At 25.3% G+C, this 18791-nt stretch carries 13 protein-coding genes, 4 tRNA genes, 3 rRNA genes and 1 other RNA gene (1 of these 21 cut by a window edge); 12 read left to right on the forward strand and 9 right to left on the reverse strand.

Annotated elements, in window-relative coordinates; all coding sequences use genetic code 11:
• The 4 genes from GJT89_RS00010 to murB all read left to right on the forward strand — a co-directional run.
• Positions 1-1465 (forward strand): 16S ribosomal RNA (locus tag GJT89_RS00010) (it extends 177 nt beyond the left edge of the window).
• Between the two features lie 162 nt (positions 1466-1627).
• Positions 1628-4562, forward strand: a 23S ribosomal RNA gene (locus GJT89_RS00015).
• A gap of 66 nt (positions 4563-4628) precedes the next feature.
• Positions 4629-4744: ribosomal RNA gene (gene rrf / locus GJT89_RS00020) — 5S ribosomal RNA — on the forward strand.
• Together the 16S, 23S and 5S rRNA genes form the textbook arrangement of a ribosomal RNA operon.
• 31 nt (positions 4745-4775) lie before the next feature.
• The gene (gene murB, locus GJT89_RS00025; protein ID WP_168894524.1) at positions 4776-5825 is read left to right on the forward strand and encodes a UDP-N-acetylmuramate dehydrogenase; all 1050 of its coding nucleotides are present in this window, start codon (positions 4776-4778) and stop codon (positions 5823-5825) included.
• Between the two features lie 22 nt (positions 5826-5847).
• On the opposite strand, the gene aroQ is transcribed toward murB, so the two are convergent.
• The gene (gene aroQ / locus GJT89_RS00030; protein ID WP_168894525.1) at positions 5848-6297 is read right to left on the reverse strand and encodes a type II 3-dehydroquinate dehydratase; all 450 of its coding nucleotides are present in this window, start codon (positions 6295-6297) and stop codon (positions 5848-5850) included.
• Positions 6298-6501: 204 nt separating this feature from the next.
• On the opposite strand from aroQ, the gene GJT89_RS00035 reads away from it, so the two are divergent.
• Genes GJT89_RS00035 through mreD form a run of 3 tightly spaced genes read left to right on the forward strand, consistent with a single transcriptional unit; the run spans position 6502 to position 8890 of the window.
• Positions 6502-7545: a rod shape-determining protein gene (locus GJT89_RS00035; protein WP_168894526.1), complete on the forward strand. Its 1044-nt coding sequence runs from the start codon at positions 6502-6504 to the stop codon at positions 7543-7545.
• A 25-nt stretch (positions 7546-7570) separates the two neighbouring features.
• Positions 7571-8386 carry a rod shape-determining protein MreC gene (mreC, locus tag GJT89_RS00040; RefSeq protein WP_168894527.1) on the forward strand — a complete coding sequence of 272 codons (816 nt, stop codon included), beginning with the start codon at positions 7571-7573 and terminating at the stop codon, positions 8384-8386.
• 6 nt (positions 8387-8392) lie between these two features.
• Positions 8393-8890: a rod shape-determining protein MreD gene (gene mreD, locus GJT89_RS00045; protein WP_168894528.1), complete on the forward strand. Its 498-nt coding sequence runs from the start codon at positions 8393-8395 to the stop codon at positions 8888-8890.
• Positions 8891-8961: 71 nt separating this feature from the next.
• On the opposite strand, the gene GJT89_RS00050 is transcribed toward mreD, so the two are convergent.
• Together GJT89_RS00050 and GJT89_RS00055 are read right to left on the reverse strand one after the other, a co-directional pair.
• Complete coding sequence (locus GJT89_RS00050; RefSeq protein ID WP_168894529.1) at positions 8962-9264, reverse strand: TusE/DsrC/DsvC family sulfur relay protein; 303 nt, start codon at positions 9262-9264, stop codon at positions 8962-8964.
• 63 nt (positions 9265-9327) lie between these two features.
• Positions 9328-9416 (reverse strand) — tRNA-Ser (locus GJT89_RS00055).
• 92 nt (positions 9417-9508) lie between these two features.
• Between GJT89_RS00055 and rsmI the strand changes: the two genes are divergently transcribed.
• Together rsmI and rnpB are read left to right on the forward strand one after the other, a co-directional pair.
• Complete coding sequence (gene rsmI / locus GJT89_RS00060) at positions 9509-10369, forward strand: 16S rRNA (cytidine(1402)-2'-O)-methyltransferase (protein WP_168894530.1); 861 nt, start codon at positions 9509-9511, stop codon at positions 10367-10369.
• A 31-nt stretch (positions 10370-10400) separates the two neighbouring features.
• An RNA gene (gene rnpB, locus GJT89_RS00065) (RNase P RNA component class A) lies at positions 10401-10754 on the forward strand.
• Between the two features lie 47 nt (positions 10755-10801).
• Here rnpB and folD read toward each other — a convergent pair.
• Entirely contained in the window at positions 10802-11650 is an 849-nt protein-coding gene (gene folD, locus GJT89_RS00070) for a bifunctional methylenetetrahydrofolate dehydrogenase/methenyltetrahydrofolate cyclohydrolase FolD (RefSeq protein ID WP_168894531.1), read from the reverse strand.
• Between the two features lie 98 nt (positions 11651-11748).
• On the opposite strand from folD, the gene GJT89_RS00075 reads away from it, so the two are divergent.
• Positions 11749-11822 (forward strand) — tRNA-Arg (locus GJT89_RS00075).
• Positions 11823-13116: 1294 nt separating this feature from the next.
• Here GJT89_RS00075 and GJT89_RS00080 read toward each other — a convergent pair.
• Positions 13117-13189 (reverse strand) — tRNA-Lys (locus GJT89_RS00080).
• A gap of 25 nt (positions 13190-13214) precedes the next feature.
• Positions 13215-13287: transfer RNA gene (locus tag GJT89_RS00085), tRNA-Val, on the reverse strand.
• A gap of 136 nt (positions 13288-13423) precedes the next feature.
• Between GJT89_RS00085 and gltX the strand changes: the two genes are divergently transcribed.
• The gene (gene gltX, locus GJT89_RS00090; RefSeq protein ID WP_168894532.1) at positions 13424-14833 is read left to right on the forward strand and encodes a glutamate--tRNA ligase; all 1410 of its coding nucleotides are present in this window, start codon (positions 13424-13426) and stop codon (positions 14831-14833) included.
• A gap of 66 nt (positions 14834-14899) precedes the next feature.
• Here gltX and hspQ read toward each other — a convergent pair whose 3' ends face one another.
• Positions 14900-15220: a heat shock protein HspQ gene (gene hspQ / locus GJT89_RS00095; protein WP_168894533.1), complete on the reverse strand. Its 321-nt coding sequence runs from the start codon at positions 15218-15220 to the stop codon at positions 14900-14902.
• A gap of 203 nt (positions 15221-15423) precedes the next feature.
• Between hspQ and alr the strand changes: the two genes are divergently transcribed.
• Positions 15424-16503 (forward strand): alanine racemase, encoded by a 1080-nt coding sequence (gene alr, locus GJT89_RS00100; protein ID WP_168894534.1) that lies wholly within the window; start codon positions 15424-15426, stop codon positions 16501-16503.
• A 38-nt stretch (positions 16504-16541) separates the two neighbouring features.
• On the opposite strand, the gene metG is transcribed toward alr, so the two are convergent.
• Positions 16542-18170, reverse strand: coding sequence for a methionine--tRNA ligase (gene metG / locus GJT89_RS00105; protein ID WP_168894535.1), 1629 nt, complete (start codon positions 18168-18170; stop codon positions 16542-16544).
• 87 nt (positions 18171-18257) lie between these two features.
• Positions 18258-18782, reverse strand: coding sequence for a metal-dependent hydrolase (locus GJT89_RS00110; RefSeq protein WP_168894536.1), 525 nt, complete (start codon positions 18780-18782; stop codon positions 18258-18260).
• Positions 18783-18791: the final 9 nt, after the last annotated feature.

Consider the following 18791-nt stretch of genomic DNA (forward strand, 5'->3'; position numbering starts at 1 on the left):
TTGTCGGCGAGCGGCGGACGGGTGAGTAATATCTGGGGATCTGCCTTTTGGAAAGGGATAACTATTGGAAACGATAGCTAATACCGTATAATGTCGTTGAGACCAAAGTGGGGGATTTTATATTTTTTATAAAACCTCATGCCATTAGATGAACCCAGACGGGATTAGCTAGTAGGTAGGGTAAAGGCCTACCTAGGCTACAATCTCTAGCTGGTCTGAGAGGATGATCAGCCACACTGGAACTGAGACACGGTCCAGACTCCTACGGGAGGCAGCAGTGGGGAATATTGCACAATGGGCGAAAGCCTGATGCAGCTATGCCGCGTGTATGAAGAAGGCCTTCGGGTTGTAAAGTACTTTCAACAAGAAAGAAAAAATAAAATCTAATATATTTTATTCTTGACGTTACTTGGAAAAGAAGCACCGGCTAACTCCGTGCCAGCAGCCGCGGTAATACGGAGGGTGCTAGCGTTAATCGGAATTACTGGGCGTAAAGAGCACGTAGGCGGTTAATTAAGTCAGATGTGAAATCCCTAAGCTTAACTTAGGAACTGCATTTGAAACTAATTAACTTGAGTTTCGTAGAGGGGGGTAGAATTCCAGGTGTAGCGGTGAAATGCGTAGATATCTGGAGGAATACCAGTGGCGAAGGCGACCCCCTGGACGAATACTGACGCTCAGGTGCGAAAGCATGGGGAGCAAACAGGATTAGATACCCTGGTAGTCCATGCTGTAAACGATGTCGACTTGAAGGTTGTAAGCTTGACTTGTAACTTTCGTAGCTAACGCGTTAAGTCGACCGCCTGGGGAGTACGACCGCAAGGTTAAAACTCAAATGAATTGACGGGGGCCCGCACAAGCGGTGGAGCATGTGGTTTAATTCGATGCAACGCGAAAAACCTTACCTGGTCTTGACATCCATGGAATTTAATAGAGATATTTAAGTGCCTTCGGGAACCATGAGACAGGTGCTGCATGGCTGTCGTCAGCTCGTGTTGTGAAATGTTGGGTTAAGTCCCGCAACGAGCGCAACCCTTGTCCTTTGTTGCCATCAGTTTAGCTGGGAACTCAAAGGAAACTGCCGGTGATAAACCGGAGGAAGGTGAGGACGACGTCAAGTCATCATGGCCCTTACGACCAGGGCTACACACGTGCTACAATGGTATATACAAAGGGAAGCATCCTCGTAAGAGTAAGCGGATCTCACAAAATATATCTTAGTTCGGATTGGAGTCTGCAACTCGACTCTATGAAGTCGGAATCGCTAGTAATCGTAGATCAGAACGCTACGGTGAATACGTTCCCGGGCCTTGTACACACCGCCCGTCACACCATGGGAGTGGGTTGTAAAAGAAGTAAATTGCTTAACCATTTTTGGAGGGCGTTTACCACTTTGTGATTCATAACTGGGGTGAAGTCGTAACAAGGTAACCGTAGGGGAACCTGTGGTTGGATCACCTCCTTTACTATAAGTAAGTACACTCTAAAAAAGAGTGCCCTTAAAAGTTTTTTAAATTTTAATAAATTTATTGTTCTTTTAAAATTAGATAATTATCTTTTAAAAAAATTTTAGTATTTATTTTTCTAAGTTAATATTAAATTTTTTATAAACGATTGTGGGTTGTAAGGTTAAGTAAATAAGCGTATATGATGGATGCCTTGGCAGTCAGAGGCGATGAAGGACGTGCTAATCTGCGAAAAGCATCGATAAGTTGATTCGAAACGTTATTAGTCGATGATATCCGAATGGGGAAACCTAATATATTTAACTATATATTATCATTATTTGAATACATAGGATAATGAAGCAAACCAGGAGAACTGAAACATCTAAGTATCCTGAGGAAAAGAAATCAATAGAGATTTTCTTAGTAGTGGCGAGCGAAAAGGAAATAGTCCAGAAACATACATATTTATTGTATTAGCAGAAATATCTGGAAAGATATACGATACAGAGTGATAGTCCCGTATGTTAAAATATAATAATTATAGTTTCAAAGAGTAGAACGAGACACGTGAAATCTTGTTTGAATATAGGGGGATCATCCTCTAAGACTAAATACTACTGACTGACCGATAGTGAACTAGTACCGTGAGGGAAAGGTGAAAAGAACCCCGGTTAGGGGAGTGAAATAGAACCTGAAATCATATACGTACAAGCAGTAGGAGCATTTTGTAAAATGTGACTGCGTACCTTTTGTATAATGGGTCAGCGAGTTATATTTTGTAGCAAGGTTAACTGTATAAGGAAGCCGTAGGGAAACCGAGTCTTAAAAGGGCGTTTAGTTGCAAGATATAGACCCGAAACCCGGTGATCTAACCATGAGCAGGTTGAAGGTTTGGTAATTCTTACTGGAGGACCGAACCGACTAATGTTGAAAAATTAGCGGATGACTTGTGGTTAGGGGTGAAAGACCAATCAAACCGGGAGATAGCTGGTTCTCCCCGAAAGCTATTTAGGTAGCGCCTCGTGTAATTCATATTCGGGGGTAGAGCTCTGTTTCGGTTAGGGAGTCTTCCAGACTTACCAATCCGATGCAAACTTCAAATACCGAATAATGTTATCACGGGAGACACACAGCGGGTGCTAACGTCCGTTGTGGAGAGGGAAACAACCCAGATCGCCAGCTAAGGTCCCTAAGTTATAATTAAGTGGGAAACGAAGTGGGAAGGCATAAACAGCTAGGATGTTGGCTTAGAAGCAGCCATCATTTAAAGAAAGCGTAATAGCTCACTAGTCTAGTCATCCTGCGCGGAAGATATAACGGGGCTAAATTATACACCGAAGCTGCGACAATAAGTGATTTATTTATTTATTGGGTAGGGGAGCGTTCTGTAAATTGTTGAAGATAAATTGTAAAGTTTATTGGAGAGATCAGAAGTGCGAATGCTGACATGAGTAACGATAAAATAGGTGAAAAACCTATTCGCCGAAAGACTAAGGGTTCCTATCCAACGTTAATCGAGGTAGGGTAAGTCGATCCCTAAGACGAGGCTGAAAAGCGTAGTCGATGGATAACAGGTTAATATTCCTGTACTTGGTATTATTTGCGAAGGGGGGACGGAGAAGGTTAGATTAGCCAAGTGATGGTTATCTTGGTTTAAGCGTGTAGATGAATTATTTAGGAAAATCCGAATAATTATTAACATTGAGACGTAATGACGAAATACTTTATTGTACAAAGTAATTGATACCCTGCTTACAAGAAAAGCCTCTAAGCTATAAATAATATTGAATCGTACTCTAAACCGACACAGGTGGTCAGGTAGAGAATACTAAGGCGCTTGAGAGAACTCGGGTGAAGGAACTAGGCAAAATAGTGCCGTAACTTCGGGAGAAGGCACGCTGATTGTAGGTGAAGAAATTTACTTTTAGAGCTGAAATCAGTCTAAGATAATAGCTGACTGCAACTGTTTATTAAAAACACAGCACTGTGCAAACACGTAAGTGGAAGTATACGGTGTGACGCCTGCCCGGTGCCGGAAGGTTAATTGAAGGAGTTATTATTTATAAGAAGCTCTTGATCGAAGCCCCGGTAAACGGCGGCCGTAACTATAACGGTCCTAAGGTAGCGAAATTCCTTGTCGGGTAAGTTCCGACCTGCACGAATGGCGTAATGATGGTCAGACTGTCTCCACCCGAGACTCAGTGAAATTGAATTTGCTGTGAAGATGCAGTATACCCGCGGCAAGACGGAAAGACCCCGTGAACCTTTACTATAGCTTGATATTGAATAATTAATATTAATGTGTAGGATAGGTGGGAGACTATGAAATATTAACGCCAGTTAATATTGAGTCGACCTTGAAATACCACCCTTTAATATTTATTATTCTAACCTAAACCCGTTATCCGGGTTAGAGACAGTGTCTGGTGGGTAGTTTGACTGGGGCGGTCTCCTCCTAAAGAGTAACGGAGGAGTACTAAGGTCAGCTAATCACGGTCGGAAATCGTGAGGTTAGTACAAAGGCAAAAGCTGGCTTAACTGTAAGAATGACAATTCGAACAGATGCGAAAGCAGGTCTTAGTGATCCGGTGGTTTCTATATGACAGGGCCATCGCTCAACGGATAAAAGGTACTCCGGGGATAACAGGCTAATACCGCCCAAGAGTTCATATCGACGGCGGTGTTTGGCACCTCGATGTCGGCTCATCACATCCTGGGGCTGTAGTAGGTCCCAAGGGTATGGCTGTTCGCCATTTAAAGTGGTACGCGAGCTGGGTTTAGAACGTCGTGAGACAGTTCGGTCCCTATCTGTCGTGGGCGTTGGAAGATTGAAAGGATTTGCTCCTAGTACGAGAGGACCGGAGTGAACGTATCTCTGGTGTTCGGGTTGTCATGCCAATGGCATTGCCCGGTAGCTAAATACGGAAAAGATAAGCGCTGAAAGCATATAAGTGCGAAACTTACCTTAAGATTAATCTTCCCTGAATTTTTATTAATTATTTATAAAAATTCCTTAAGGGACGTTAAAGACTATGACGTTGATAGGCTGGATGTGTAAGCATAGTAATATGTTAAGCTAACCAGTACTAATAAACACCCGTGAGTCTTAACCTTACAACACCAGAATCGTTTAGATTTCAATATTAACTAAATTTAATAAATACTTTTAATAAAGAAAGTCCTGGTATAAATAACGCAATGGTACCACCTGAATCCATTCCGAACTCAGAAGTGAAACATTGTAGTGCCGATGGTAGTGTAAGGTCTCCTTATGTAAGAGTAGGAAAATACTAGGACTTTTTTATTTTTAAATAAAAAATAATAAAAATGATATGTAATTATCCATTAAATAATTTTAATACTTTTAATATAAAAAATTATGCTATTAAAATTATAATAGTTAATAACTTAAAAAAATTATGTAAAATATGGCAAAAATATAAAAAAAAAAATTTACCATGTTTAATTTTAGGTAAAGGAAGTAATGTTTTATTTTTAAATGATTTTTATGGTATTGTTATCATTAATAAAATAAAAGGTATTTATATAAGTGAACTTCCAAAATATTGGAATTTACATATAAATTCCGGAGAAAATTGGCATGAATTAGTAAAATATACTATAGAAAATAAAATTTATGGTTTAGAAAATTTAGCATTAATACCTGGAAGTGTAGGTTCAGCTCCAATACAAAATATTGGTGCTTATGGTGCTAGTATAAAAGATTTTTGTCAATATGTAGATATTATTAATCCTATTAATAAGAAAATATACAGAATAAATAAAAAAGAATGCAAATTTCAATATCGAGATAGTATATTTAAATATGATATTTATAAGAAGAATTATGTTATTATTTCAATAGGGTTATTATTATCTAAAAAATGGATTCCTAATTTAAACTATAAAGATTTAAAAAAATTAAAAAAAAATAATACTAATCCTAATCCTCAAAAAATTTTTAATTATATTTGTAATATTCGAAAAAAAAAAATTCCTAATCCTAAAATTTATGGTAATGCAGGAAGTTTTTTTAAAAATCCATTTATATCTCTTAAACTAGGATTAAAACTACTAAAAATATATCCTCAAATTCCTATTTCTATAGAAAAAAGTAAATTAAAATTATCTGCAGGATGGTTAATTGATCAATGTAAATTTAAAGGATATATAAGAAAAGGAGTTATGGTTCATTCAAAACAATCATTAATAATTTTAAATAAATCTAATAATGCAACAGGTATGGATATACTTAAATTAGCAATTAAAATATATAATGCTGTAGGAATTAAATTTAACATTTGGTTAGAACCAGAAGTAAAAATTATAAATAGTTATGGAGAAGTTCATCCATCTATTTTTTTTAAAAAAAATTAAAAATATATAAGAAAAATACTTATCAACCAAGTAATCTTTTTATTATCATCTTTAATGATAAAATATAACCATAAGTACCTAATCCAATAATAATTCCACTAGAAATATCTGAAAAAAATGATCTTTTTCTAAAAGATTCCCTATTATATATATTTGTTATATGTAATTCTATAAAAGGAATATTAATTGCTAATAAAGTATCACGTAATGCTATACTAGTATGTGTAAAAGCTGCTGGATTAAAAATAATATAATCAAAAGAATTTTTATATTTTACTAAATAATTAATTAATTTATACTCTGCATTAGATTGAAAATGACTTAATTTACAACATTTTTTTTTTGCTTTTTTTTTTAAAACATCAATAACATTACTTAAAGAATGATATCCATATTTTTTAGGTTCTCTAATACCTAAAAGGTTTAAATTTGGACCATTTAATACTAAAATATGATAAATTTTTATATCCATTAATTTTTTTCTACAACTAATTAAAATTATTTATTACTATATATAATAATGTATCATGTTTTTTTTATTTATAACATAAATTTATTTAAATAACATTATATTTATTTTAAATATAATGTTACTATTTATTAATAGTAATTAGTATAATTAAATTACTTTTATTTAATTAAATTAACTATCACATATAAATCGGGTTTTTTTATTATGTTAAAAAAATTTCGGGGAATGTTTTCCAATGATTTATCTATAGATTTAGGCACAGCAAATACTTTAATTTATGTTAAAGGACAGGGAATTGTACTTAATGAACCATCCGTTGTTGCAATAAGACAAGATAAAGCAGGTTTTCCTAAAAGTGTAGCAGCTGTAGGTTATAATGCTAAAAAAATGTTAGGAAGAACTCCTGGAAATATTGCAGCTATTAGACCAATGAAAGATGGTGTTATAGCAGATTTTTCTATTACTGAAAAAATGTTGCAACATTTTATTAAACAAGTACACAGTAATAGTTTTATGCGTCCTAGTCCAAGAGTATTAGTTTGCGTTCCTGTAGGAGCTACTCAAGTTGAAAGAAGAGCTATTCGTGAATCAGCTCAAGGAGCTGGTGCAAGAGAAGTATTTTTAATAGAAGAACCGATGGCAGCAGCTATTGGAGCTGGTTTACCAGTTTCTGAAGCTACAGGTTCTATGGTTATAGATATAGGTGGAGGTACAACTGAAGTAGCTGTTATTTCTCTTAATGGAGTAGTATATTCTTCTTCTGTAAGAATAGGAGGAGATAAATTTGATGAAGCTATTATTAGTCATGTAAGACGAAATTATGGATCTTTAATTGGAGAAGCTACAGCTGAAAAAATTAAACATCAAATAGGTTCTGCTTATAATAACGAAGAAATATTAGAAATAGAAGTAAGAGGAAGAAATTTAGCTGAGGGAGTTCCAAGAAGTTTTAAATTAAATTCTAATGAAATATTAGAAGCACTTCAGGAACCTTTAACAGGAATAGTTAGTGCTGTCATGATTGCATTAGAACAATGTCCTCCTGAATTAGCTGCTGATATTGCAGAAAGAGGTATGGTTTTAACTGGTGGAGGTGCTTTATTAAAGAATTTTGATAAATTATTAATAGAAGAAACAGGAATAGCAGTTTCTATAGCAGAAGATCCATTAACTTGTGTTGCAAGAGGTGGAGGTAAAGCTTTAGATATGATTGACACACATGGAGGAGATTTATTCAGTGAAGAATAATTATAATTTTTAAGATGATATATTTATGAAATTAATTTTTGATAAAAAGCCTATTTTAATTATTAGAGTCATTATAGCAATGATAATTTCATTTATAATTATAACTACAGATTTATATTCTAATTATTTTGTAAATATGAGATATTTTATTGATAAAAAACTTAGTCCTATATATATTATTATAAATAAACCATATTATTTATATATAACTATATTAAGTTATTTTAAAAAAAATAATTTATTACAAAAACAAAATAGATGTTTATCTTATAAAATATTACAACAAAATATAAAATTATATGGTTTAAAAAAAATTCAATATGAAAATAATAATCTTAAAAAATTTTTTAAACTACCAATTTTAAAAGAAAAAAAAAATGTATTAGCAAAAATAATACCTATATATTTTCCTGTATATAAAAATAAAATTTTTATTAATAAAGGTTATAAAGATAAAATAAAACAAGGAACAATTGTTCTTAATGAAAAAGGTATAATAGGTCGAGTCATAACAGTTAGAAAAAAAAATAGTCAGGTTTTATTAATTTGTAATAAAAATATTTTTATACCAGTACAAGTGAAAAATAGTAATATTAAATTTATAATTAATGGTCACGGATGTACAAAAAGATTACAATCTGAATACATATCATCAGATATTATTATAAATAAAGGAGATATTTTAATTACTTCTGGATTAGACGAAGAATATCCTGCAGGATATCCTGTTGGGATAATAACAAAAATAATATTTGATAAAGAAAAAAATTTAAAAAAAGCATATATAAAATCATTTATACAAATCGAAAAAATAAAATACTTATTATTATTAATTAATTAAAAAAACATGAAAAATCATTTTTTAAAACTTTATATTTATTTAACGTTAATAATATCATTATTTTTACAAATAATATTTACTAATAATAGTAATATTATCTTACATATATCATTTTTATTACTTACTTTAATTTATTGGTTATTAGAATATCCATATATTATTAATATAACAACAGGATTTTTCCTAGGATTAACTATAGATTTATTTACAAATAATATTTTAGGAATTTACAGTTTAGTATTAAGTATATTGATATATTTTTTATCATCTAATTATAAATTAATTATAAATTTTAACATAATATACAAAATGTTATTTATAATATGTATTTTATATATCATACATATGATTATATATTTTTTAAATAGTGTTGAATTTAATTATTGGAATTTATTTTTACAAAGTATTTTTAATAGTTTAATTTGGATTATTATTTATTTTTGTTTTAAAAAAATTAGTTTTATGTACAAAAATTTTCCTAATAAAAGAAAAAATATTTTATAAAAAATATTTTTCTATTATTACAGTAAGTACTACATACTACATATAAAAAATATTTGTTTTTTTATTTATTATTATAAACAAATATTTTTTTGTGGTAATCCTGCAATATTAGATGCTTGTCTTATAGATCCTTTCGGAAATAGATTGAAAAGAAATATACTATCCCAATTTATATTTTCATATCTTTTTTTTAATACATTTATTAAAATACGTAAATTAGGAGTTGTATTAAATTTTATATATAAAAAACGTAATGTATATATAACTTTCCAATGATTAGAAGTCAATATTATATTTTCTTTATAAGCTATTTTAAGAGCAAAATTTTCATTCCATAAATAAAATTCTTTTTTTTTCTTCTTAGATATAAACATTATAAAACCATATCGAAACATAAATATTTTAAAATATTTATCTTATTTATTAATAATAATTTTAGGAGGAAGAGAGATTCGAACTCTCGAATAGTTGTTTATCTATTTCCGGTTTTCAAGACCGGTGCCTTCAACCACTCGGCCATTCCTCCATATTATATTTATAATTATATATTATATTGTGTATAATAATATATTTCATTAAAAATTTAAAGTAAATATTTTAAGATTAATTATTAAAAATATGAACAATAAAAATTTAAAATTAGGTAATTTATATATTATTTCTACACCAATAGGTAATTATAATGATATAAGTAATAGAGCTATAATAACTTTACGTAAAGTAAATTTAATATTAGCAGAAGATACAAGAAAAACAGGATTACTATTAAAAAATTTTAATATTAAAAATAAATTATATCCTTATTATGAATATAATGAAAAAAAGAATGCAAAGTTTTTTTTAGAAAAAATAAAAAATGGTTATAATATCGGATTAGTTTCAGATTCTGGTACTCCATTAATTAGTGACCCTGGATATAAAATTGTTCAATTATGCCGTCAAAAATATATAAATATTAAAATTATACCTATTCCTGGACCATGTGCAGCTATTTTAGCTTTATCAGTTTCAGGTTTAGCAACAGATAAGTTTTGCTATGAAGGATTTTTATCAAAAAAAACAAGTAAAAGAATAAAAAGATTAAATGAATTAAAATTTGAAAATAGAACTATAATTATTTATGAATCTAAACATAGAATATTAAAATGTTTATATGATATAGAAAATATTTTTGGAAAAAATAGATATATAATATTTGCTAAAGAATTAACAAAAAAATGGGAAAATATATATGGAAATAATATTTCAAATTTAATAAAATGGATAAAATTAGATATTAATAGATTAAAAGGAGAAATAGTATTAATTATAGAAGGATATAATTATAAAATTAATAAAAAAATTTCTTCTAAAATAATTCAGACATTCTTAATTTTAAAACAAGAATTATCAATAAAAAAAGCAATAAATATTACTTCAAAAATTTATTCTATAAAAAAAAATATATTATATAAATTTCTTATAAATAATAAGTATTAATATTAATAAGTATAATATATACTTAACTAATAAAGTTAATTAAAACAGTCGCTTTTATTATTTATTAATAAAATAAAAGAGGAAAGTCCGGACTCCATTGGGTTATAGTGCCAGATAATTACTGGGAAGTGTGAACTTACGAATAGTGCAACAGAAAAAATACCGCCAAAAATATATTTTGGTAAGGGTGAAAAGGTATGGTAAAAGCATACCGATATATTAGTAATAATATATGTCAATGTAAACTCCACTAGGAGCAAGGCTAAATAAGATTTGTATAAACCCGTACTATAAATCTGGGTAAGCTGCTTGAAATAATAAGTGATTATTATTCTAGATAAATGACTGTTCTTGACAGAATCCGGCTTAATAATTATCTTTATTAAGATATTATTTTAATAAAAACATAATTTTATTTATTATAAATAATAATTATGTTTTTTCATATGCATATAGAATATTTTGCATTAATGTTGCTACGGTAATAGGACCTATACCTCCAGGAACAGGAGTAATGTATGCTGCTCTTTTTTTTGCTTTATTAAAATCAATATCACCTGTAATTTTATTTTTATTAATTATATTGATACCTACATCGATTACAATAGCTCCTATTTTAATCCAATCACCTGGTATAAAATTAGGTTTTCCAACAGCAACTATTAATAAATCTGCATATTTTATATGATGTTTCAAATTTTTTGTATAACGATTAGTAATAGTTATAGTACATCCAGATAATAATAATTCCATAGCTGTAGGACGACCTACTATATTAGAAGCTCCTACAATAACAGTATTTAAACCATAAGTATTTATTTTATAAAATTTCAATAATTTTAATATTCCTAAAGAAGTACAAGGACGTAATAAAGGAGCTCTTTGACATAAGCGACCAATATTATATGGGTGAAAACCATCTATATCTTTTTTTGGTAATATTTTTTCTAATGTATTAATAGTATTAATTTTATTAGGTAATGGTAATTGAATTAAAATACCATCAATTTTTTTATTTTTATTTAAAATATCAATAATATTAAATAATTTTTTTTCACTTATATTTTTATTTAAATTATAATTATCATAAAAAAATCCTAATTTTTTACAAATTTCTAATTTATTTTTTATGTAAATTTTAGATGCCTGATTATTTCCAACTAAAATTACTCCTATACCTGGTTTTCTTTTTTTTTTAAATAAAATTTTATTCATTTTTTTTAAAATTTTAGAATATATTTCATCAGCAATAACATGGCCATTAATAATTTTAGCATTCATTTTAACATTACTCTTTTTATAATAAAAACATTAAATAAATTTATTTAAATTAATTTGAATGTATAATATAATAATGTTATTATACAAATATGTTTTTTGCGCTCTTAGCTCAGCAGGATAGAGCAATAGCCTTCTAAGCTATTTGTCACAGGTTCGAATCCTGTAGAGCGCAGAATATTATAACTTATTAATAATATTTTAGTTTGTTAACTTAATATATAAAAACTTTATTTAAGACTGTTATAAAATTTATTGGATTTAAAATAATAATAATAACTACTATACATATTAATTATTAATTAATAAATTAGAAATTTCTATATTAATATTTCTTTTTTTGTTATACATGCATAAGGACTAAAGTTGAGTGATAAATAAAATTTTTAATATTACCGAAAAATTTTGCTAAAGTAAATAATTTTAATAAATTTAAAAAAATTTTTAATACTCTTTTAGAAACATTAAATTCAAAATTTAATATAAATTAAAATTATTTTATTTATTTTTTACAATTTTATGTTTAATATTATTTTTAAGTAAAAAATATTATATTTTTTAAATTAATTTTTGTAATTTTAAATATTTAATTATAATAAACGTATTTTCTTAAACTAATTTAAATCTAAAATTAACTATCAAATACAGTACTAACTCCATCATAATAATTTATTTATAATATTTATATTTTTTAATGAAATTATAAATTATATCAGGATGACCATTTAAATGTTTAGTACAAGAATAAATTACTAAATCATATCATAAAAAATTTAATAGATTTTGTAAAAATGGATTAAGTAATATATTATTAATAATATTTGTTGTATTAATTTTTAAAATTTTATTTTAATAATTTAAAATATTAATTCTTTTTAATAAAAAATTACTAGGAATTTCTATAAAAACCAATTTTAATTTTTTTCTTTAAAATATTTAAGAAATATTTTTTAACTAATATAGTTATAAATTTAATTTTATATATTTTTTCTGTTAAACTTTTAAATAATTTATAATTATCATCATAATAATCATTATAATAAAAAATTAAATTTCCTAATTTTAATAGATAATAATAATGTTTTAATATTTAAATAAAAAAAACAAACAGACTACTATTATATACCACTATTAGTAAGTAATACATATCTTATTATTTCCTAATGATAAAATACTACTATTTTGTAGTATATCTCTTGTAAGATTACTCTTTCTTAAATAATTATATTTTCTTAATAGTTGATCAAAATTACTAAAATTATATGTACTAGTTTAGATATAAAGGAGAAATAATATTTCCATATTTTAAATTAATATTTAATTTATCGTGTATTAATGTTTTTTCTTTATAAGAAAATGTCATAATTATTTATAAATTAATTTTAATTATGATTTTAATATCTGTAATTTAACGAAATTTAAAATATCAATAATAAATATATAAAATAATATTATAGATATACTTATTTTGGGTCGTACAGGATTTGAACCTGTGACCAATTGATTAAAAGTCAACTGCTCTACCAACTGAGCTAACGACCCAAACTTTAAAATTTATAAAATTTACTGGGTGATGACGGATTTGAACCGGCGACCCCCTCCTTGTAAGGGAGGTACTCTCCCAACTGAGCTAATCACCCAAAACTTAGTTCTTATATGCTATATTTTTTAATACAAAAATGTCAATATTTTTTTTCAAAAAAATATTTAAAAAAATATAATTAGTATTATACTACTATAATATTAATTATATAAATAATATTAAATATAAATATAATGAAAATTAAAACAAGATTTGCTCCTAGTCCTACTGGTTATTTACATATAGGTAATATTCGTACTGCTTTATATTCATGGTTATTTTCTAAAAAAAATAAAGGTAATTTTGTATTACGAATTGAAAATACTGATTTAAAAAGATCAAAAGAATTTTTTGTTAAAAATATTCTTGAAATTTTAAAATGGTTAAATATTGATTGGGATGAAGGACCATATTTTCAAAATAAAAGAATAAATCGATATAATGATGTTATTAATTATATGTTAAAAAATGGAACTGCTTATAAATGTTACTGTTCTCAAAAAAAATTAGAAAAAAAAAGAAATGAACAAATTATAAATGGAGAAAAAATTAAATATGATAGAACATGTTATAATAGTATAAAAAAAAATAATAATAAATCCTATGCCGTAAGATTTCTTATACCTAATAATAATAAATATATTACATTTATAGATACAATAAGAGGAAAAATAATATTTAATAATAATGAATTAGAAGATTTTATTATTAAAAGAACAGATGGTATTCCTACTTACAATTTTTGTGTAGTGATAGATGATTGGGATATGAAAATTACTCATGTTATTAGAGGAGAAGAACATATTAATAATACTCCTAAACAAATACATATTATTAATGCTATTGGTGCTAATATACCTATATACACTCATGTATCTATAATTACTGATGATTTAGGAAAAAAAATTTCAAAAAGAAATCATAATGTAAATATTTCTGAATATAAAGAAAAAGGATATTTACCAGATGCTTTATTAAATTATATTTTACTTTTAGGTTGGTCTTATGGAAATAAAGAAATTTTTTCATTAGAAGAAATGAAAAAATTATTTAATTTAAAAAATCTTCATAAATCATCTAGTACTTTTAATATAAAAAAATTAAATTGGTTTAATAAACATTATTTAAGTAAATTATCTAAAAAAAATATGGTAATTTATTTAAAATTATTTTGTAAAAAACATAACATTAAAATTGATAATAATCCAAGTATAGAAGATTTATATAAATTTTTTAATAATAGATTAAATACATTAGATGAAATAAATAATTTATTTTATATTTTTTATAAACATATATATTATCAAAATAATTTTTTAATAAAAAAATACTTAAACTTAAATACTAAAATAATTTTAAATATTTTTTTAAAAAAATTTAATGACATTCAAATATGGTCTATAGATAATATAAATATCTTTTTAAAAAAAATTTCATCTAAATTAAATATTACTTTTCCAAAATTAGCGATGACTTTACGTCCAGCTATTACTGGTTTAATAAATACTCCTCCTATTAATAATATTATTTTTTTAATGGGTAAAAAAAAAATTATAAATCGTATAAAAAAATCAATAAATTTTATAGAAACAAATAAACAGTAAAATAATAAAATTTATTAAAAAAACAAATACTTAATTAAGTAAATTTATATAAAATTAAAATTAATATTAATTTCTTAATCTAGGTGTTATTAATTGTTTTTTTATTGAATTAGCTAATTCATCTAATGACGAATTTTCTGGGTAATCATTATCTAATGGTTCTCCTGATAATTGAGCTTCTGCTAAATAAGTATGTATAGGTTGTCCTGTATCATCTTCCATAACTACATGGTACCATGGTTTATTACGTAATGTTACACTTTCTGCTACTTCATCAATTTTAGGATCACGCAAAGAATATTCCGGATCAACATCAACTATAACTCCTAAAAAACCTAATAATTTATGTCTTACTTGTTGACCAAGACCAAATTTACTAGTAATCATTATTAATGATCCTTTATAAAAATATTACAATTTTATTATTTTAATTATATAATAAACTTTTTAAAAATTAAATATTAATTTTAATTAAAACATATAAAAGTATTATATAACTTTAAATTTTTTTTAAATAAAATAAATTATATATAATTTATTTTAAAATAAATATTTAAATACATTTTTAATAATTTATAGAGATTAAATTTATGACAACAAGACCTATTTTAGCTATTATAAATACTAATGCACTAAAAAATAATTTTAAAATAATAAAAAATATTGCATTTAAATCCAAAATTTGGTCTGTATTAAAATCAAATGCTTATGGTCATGGTATTAAAAATATTTTTCCAATTCTTAAAAAGAGTGATGGTTTTGCTGTATTAACATTAGAAGAAGCTATAATTTTACGAAAAAATGGTTGTAATAAACCTATTCTTTTATTAGAGGGTTTTTTTAGTAAAAAAGATTTATATTTCATATATAAATATCATTTAACTATTACAATACATAATAAATGGCAAATTAAAACATTAATTAAATATAAATCATATTATCCTCTTAATATATATATTAAAATTAACAGTGGTATGAATAGATTAGGATTTTTACCTAAAAATATTAATAATATAATTAATATTATAAAAAATAATATTAATGTTTATAAAATTACATTAATGACTCATTTTGCTGATGCTTCAAAAAATTCTCATTTTGTATACAAACAATTAAATATTATAAAAAAAAATATTTTTAATTATAATAATTTTACTTGTTCTTTTGCTAATTCTGCAGCTACATTATGGCACACTTATACACATTATGATTGGATAAGAATTGGCATTATTTTATATGGTGCTTCTCCTACTGGAAATTGGAAAGATATTTCAAAAAAAAAAATACAACCAGTAATGACTTTAAAAAGTAAAATAATATCTATTCAAAAAGTATCTTCAGGAGATACTATTGGTTATAATTGTAAATATTCTGTAAATACAAAACGTAAGATAGGTATTGTTGCATGTGGATATGCAGATGGATATCCTAGAAATATTACTAATAAAACTTTTGTTTTTATAAAAGGTATTAAAACAAAAATATTAGGTAATATATGTATGGATGTATTAGCTGTAGATTTAAAAAATATTCCTACAGCACAAATAGGAAATTCTGTAGAATTATGGGGAAATAATATAAAAATAGATAATGTAGCAAAATCTGCAAATACTATTGGACATGAATTAATGTGTTCATTATCTCCAAGAGTTCCTCGACTTCTTAAATAAAAATTTTTATTTTTAATAATATTAAATATATTAATAACTTATATTTTAAAATTTTTAATTTTTTTAATATTTATTCTAGTAAATAATGGTTGAAATTTATTAATTTTTCTATTTATTAAAGGATATTTTATCTCATATAAATATAATTTTTTTTTTAAAAAAAATTCAGTTTTTTTAGATAAAATAGGCATGATTGGTTTTATATAAGTCATTATAACACGAAACATATTAATACCCATAGAACAAATATCTTGAACATCTTTTTTCTTAGATTTTTTTTTAATAAGTAACCATGGTTTATGTTTATCTATGTAATAATTAGCTATGTCTGATAAAACTAAAATTTCTTTAATAACATGACTAAATTTACATTTAACTAAATAATTATGAATAATTTCTGATTTTTTTAAAAATTTTAAATAAAAAGATATATCAATTTTTTTAGATAAATTATTATCAAAATAGTTATTAATAAAATAAGCATTTCTAGATGCTATATTTACAATCTTATTCACAATATCTCCATTAATTTTATTTAAGAAATCAGAAAAATTAAAATCAATATCATTAATATTAGATGATAATTTAGAAGCATAATAATAACGTAAACTATCAGAATCTAAATTATTTAACCAATTTCTTGCTGTAATAAAATTACCTTTAGATTTTGACATTTTATGTCCATTTAATGTAACATGTCCGTGAACAAATAATTTATTAGGTTTTCTAAAATTACTTCCCTCTAACATAGCAGGCCAAAATAAACTATGAAAATAAATTATATCTTTACCTATAAAATGATATAATTTTGTTTTTGAATTTTTTTCCCACCATTCATAAAAATTTAATTTTTTATTTCTATTACACAAATTTTTAAAAGTACTTATATAACCAATTGGAGCATCTAACCATACATAAAAATATTTATTTACACATTTAGGAATTTTAAAACCAAAATATGGTCCATCTCTTGTAATATCCCATGATTTTAATCCTTTTATAAACCATTCTTGTATTTTATTTTTTATTATTTTATTTACAACACCAGAATTAATCCAATTTTTTAAAAAATTATTAAATTGTGGTAAATCAAAAAAATAATGTTTAGAATGACATAATGTAGGAGTTGTGTTAGATAAAACAGAAATTGGATTAATTAAACTAATAGATGAATGAATAGAACCACAATTTTCACAATTATCTCCATATTGATTAATAGAATTACAATTAGGACATTGTCCTTTAACAAATCTATCAGGTAAAAATGTATTATATACTGAATCATATAATTGTTGAATATTTTTTTTTTTTATAAAATTTTTTTTTTTTAAACGATTAAAAATTAATTTTGAGAAAAAAAAATTTTCATCACTATGAGTAGTATGGTAATTATCATAACTAATATTAAAATTCTTTAAATCTAAAACATGTTCATGATATATTTTATTAATCATTTTTTTTGGTTTAATTTTTAACTGTTTAGCTTTTAACATGATAGGAGTACCATGAGCATCATCAGCACAAATAAAATATATTTCATGACCATTCATACGATTATATCTAACCCAAATATCTGCTTGTATATGTTCTAACATATGACCAAGATGAATACTTCCATTAGCATACGGTAATGCACAAGTAACTAATATTTTTTTTTTAAGTAACATAATGTTATATTCTTATATTTATAAGAAAATTAATAAAGTTTTAAAATAATTAAAAAAAATTCTTAATATTAAAATAATATAAATATTTTACGAAACAAAAAATTTTATTATAAAATTATTACATACAGGATATAATAAATATAAAGAAAAAATCAAATATAAATAACAAAAAAGATCTTCTTTTATAATATTTTTAGTAATAAGTGGTAACTTATATTTTTTTTTATATGGCCATAACAAAGGAACTCCTAAAGGAGTTAATATATCTGCAATAATATGACTTAAATAACCTATAATTAAACCGAATTTAACATAAATCATATGATTAAAATGTAAATTTATAGAAAATATAATAAATCCAAAACTTATTACAGATAATAAACTATGTGTAAAACCTCTATGACCAAATATTTTATTTATTATATAAGAAAAAATTTTTATTTTACTTCCTATAATAGATTTAGGATTATCTATATCAGGTAATAAACATGTTATGATAGAAATAGGAATAATTCTCCACCAATCATCATGATACATTATTTTTGAAAAAATAAAATGTTGTACTAAAATACTACTAGCTATTGTAAATATTATATGTCCTTTAATAGTCATGTAATTTTG

This window comes from Enterobacteriaceae endosymbiont of Donacia versicolorea, from assembly GCF_012570965.1.
Lineage (GTDB): Bacteria > Pseudomonadota > Gammaproteobacteria > Enterobacterales > Enterobacteriaceae.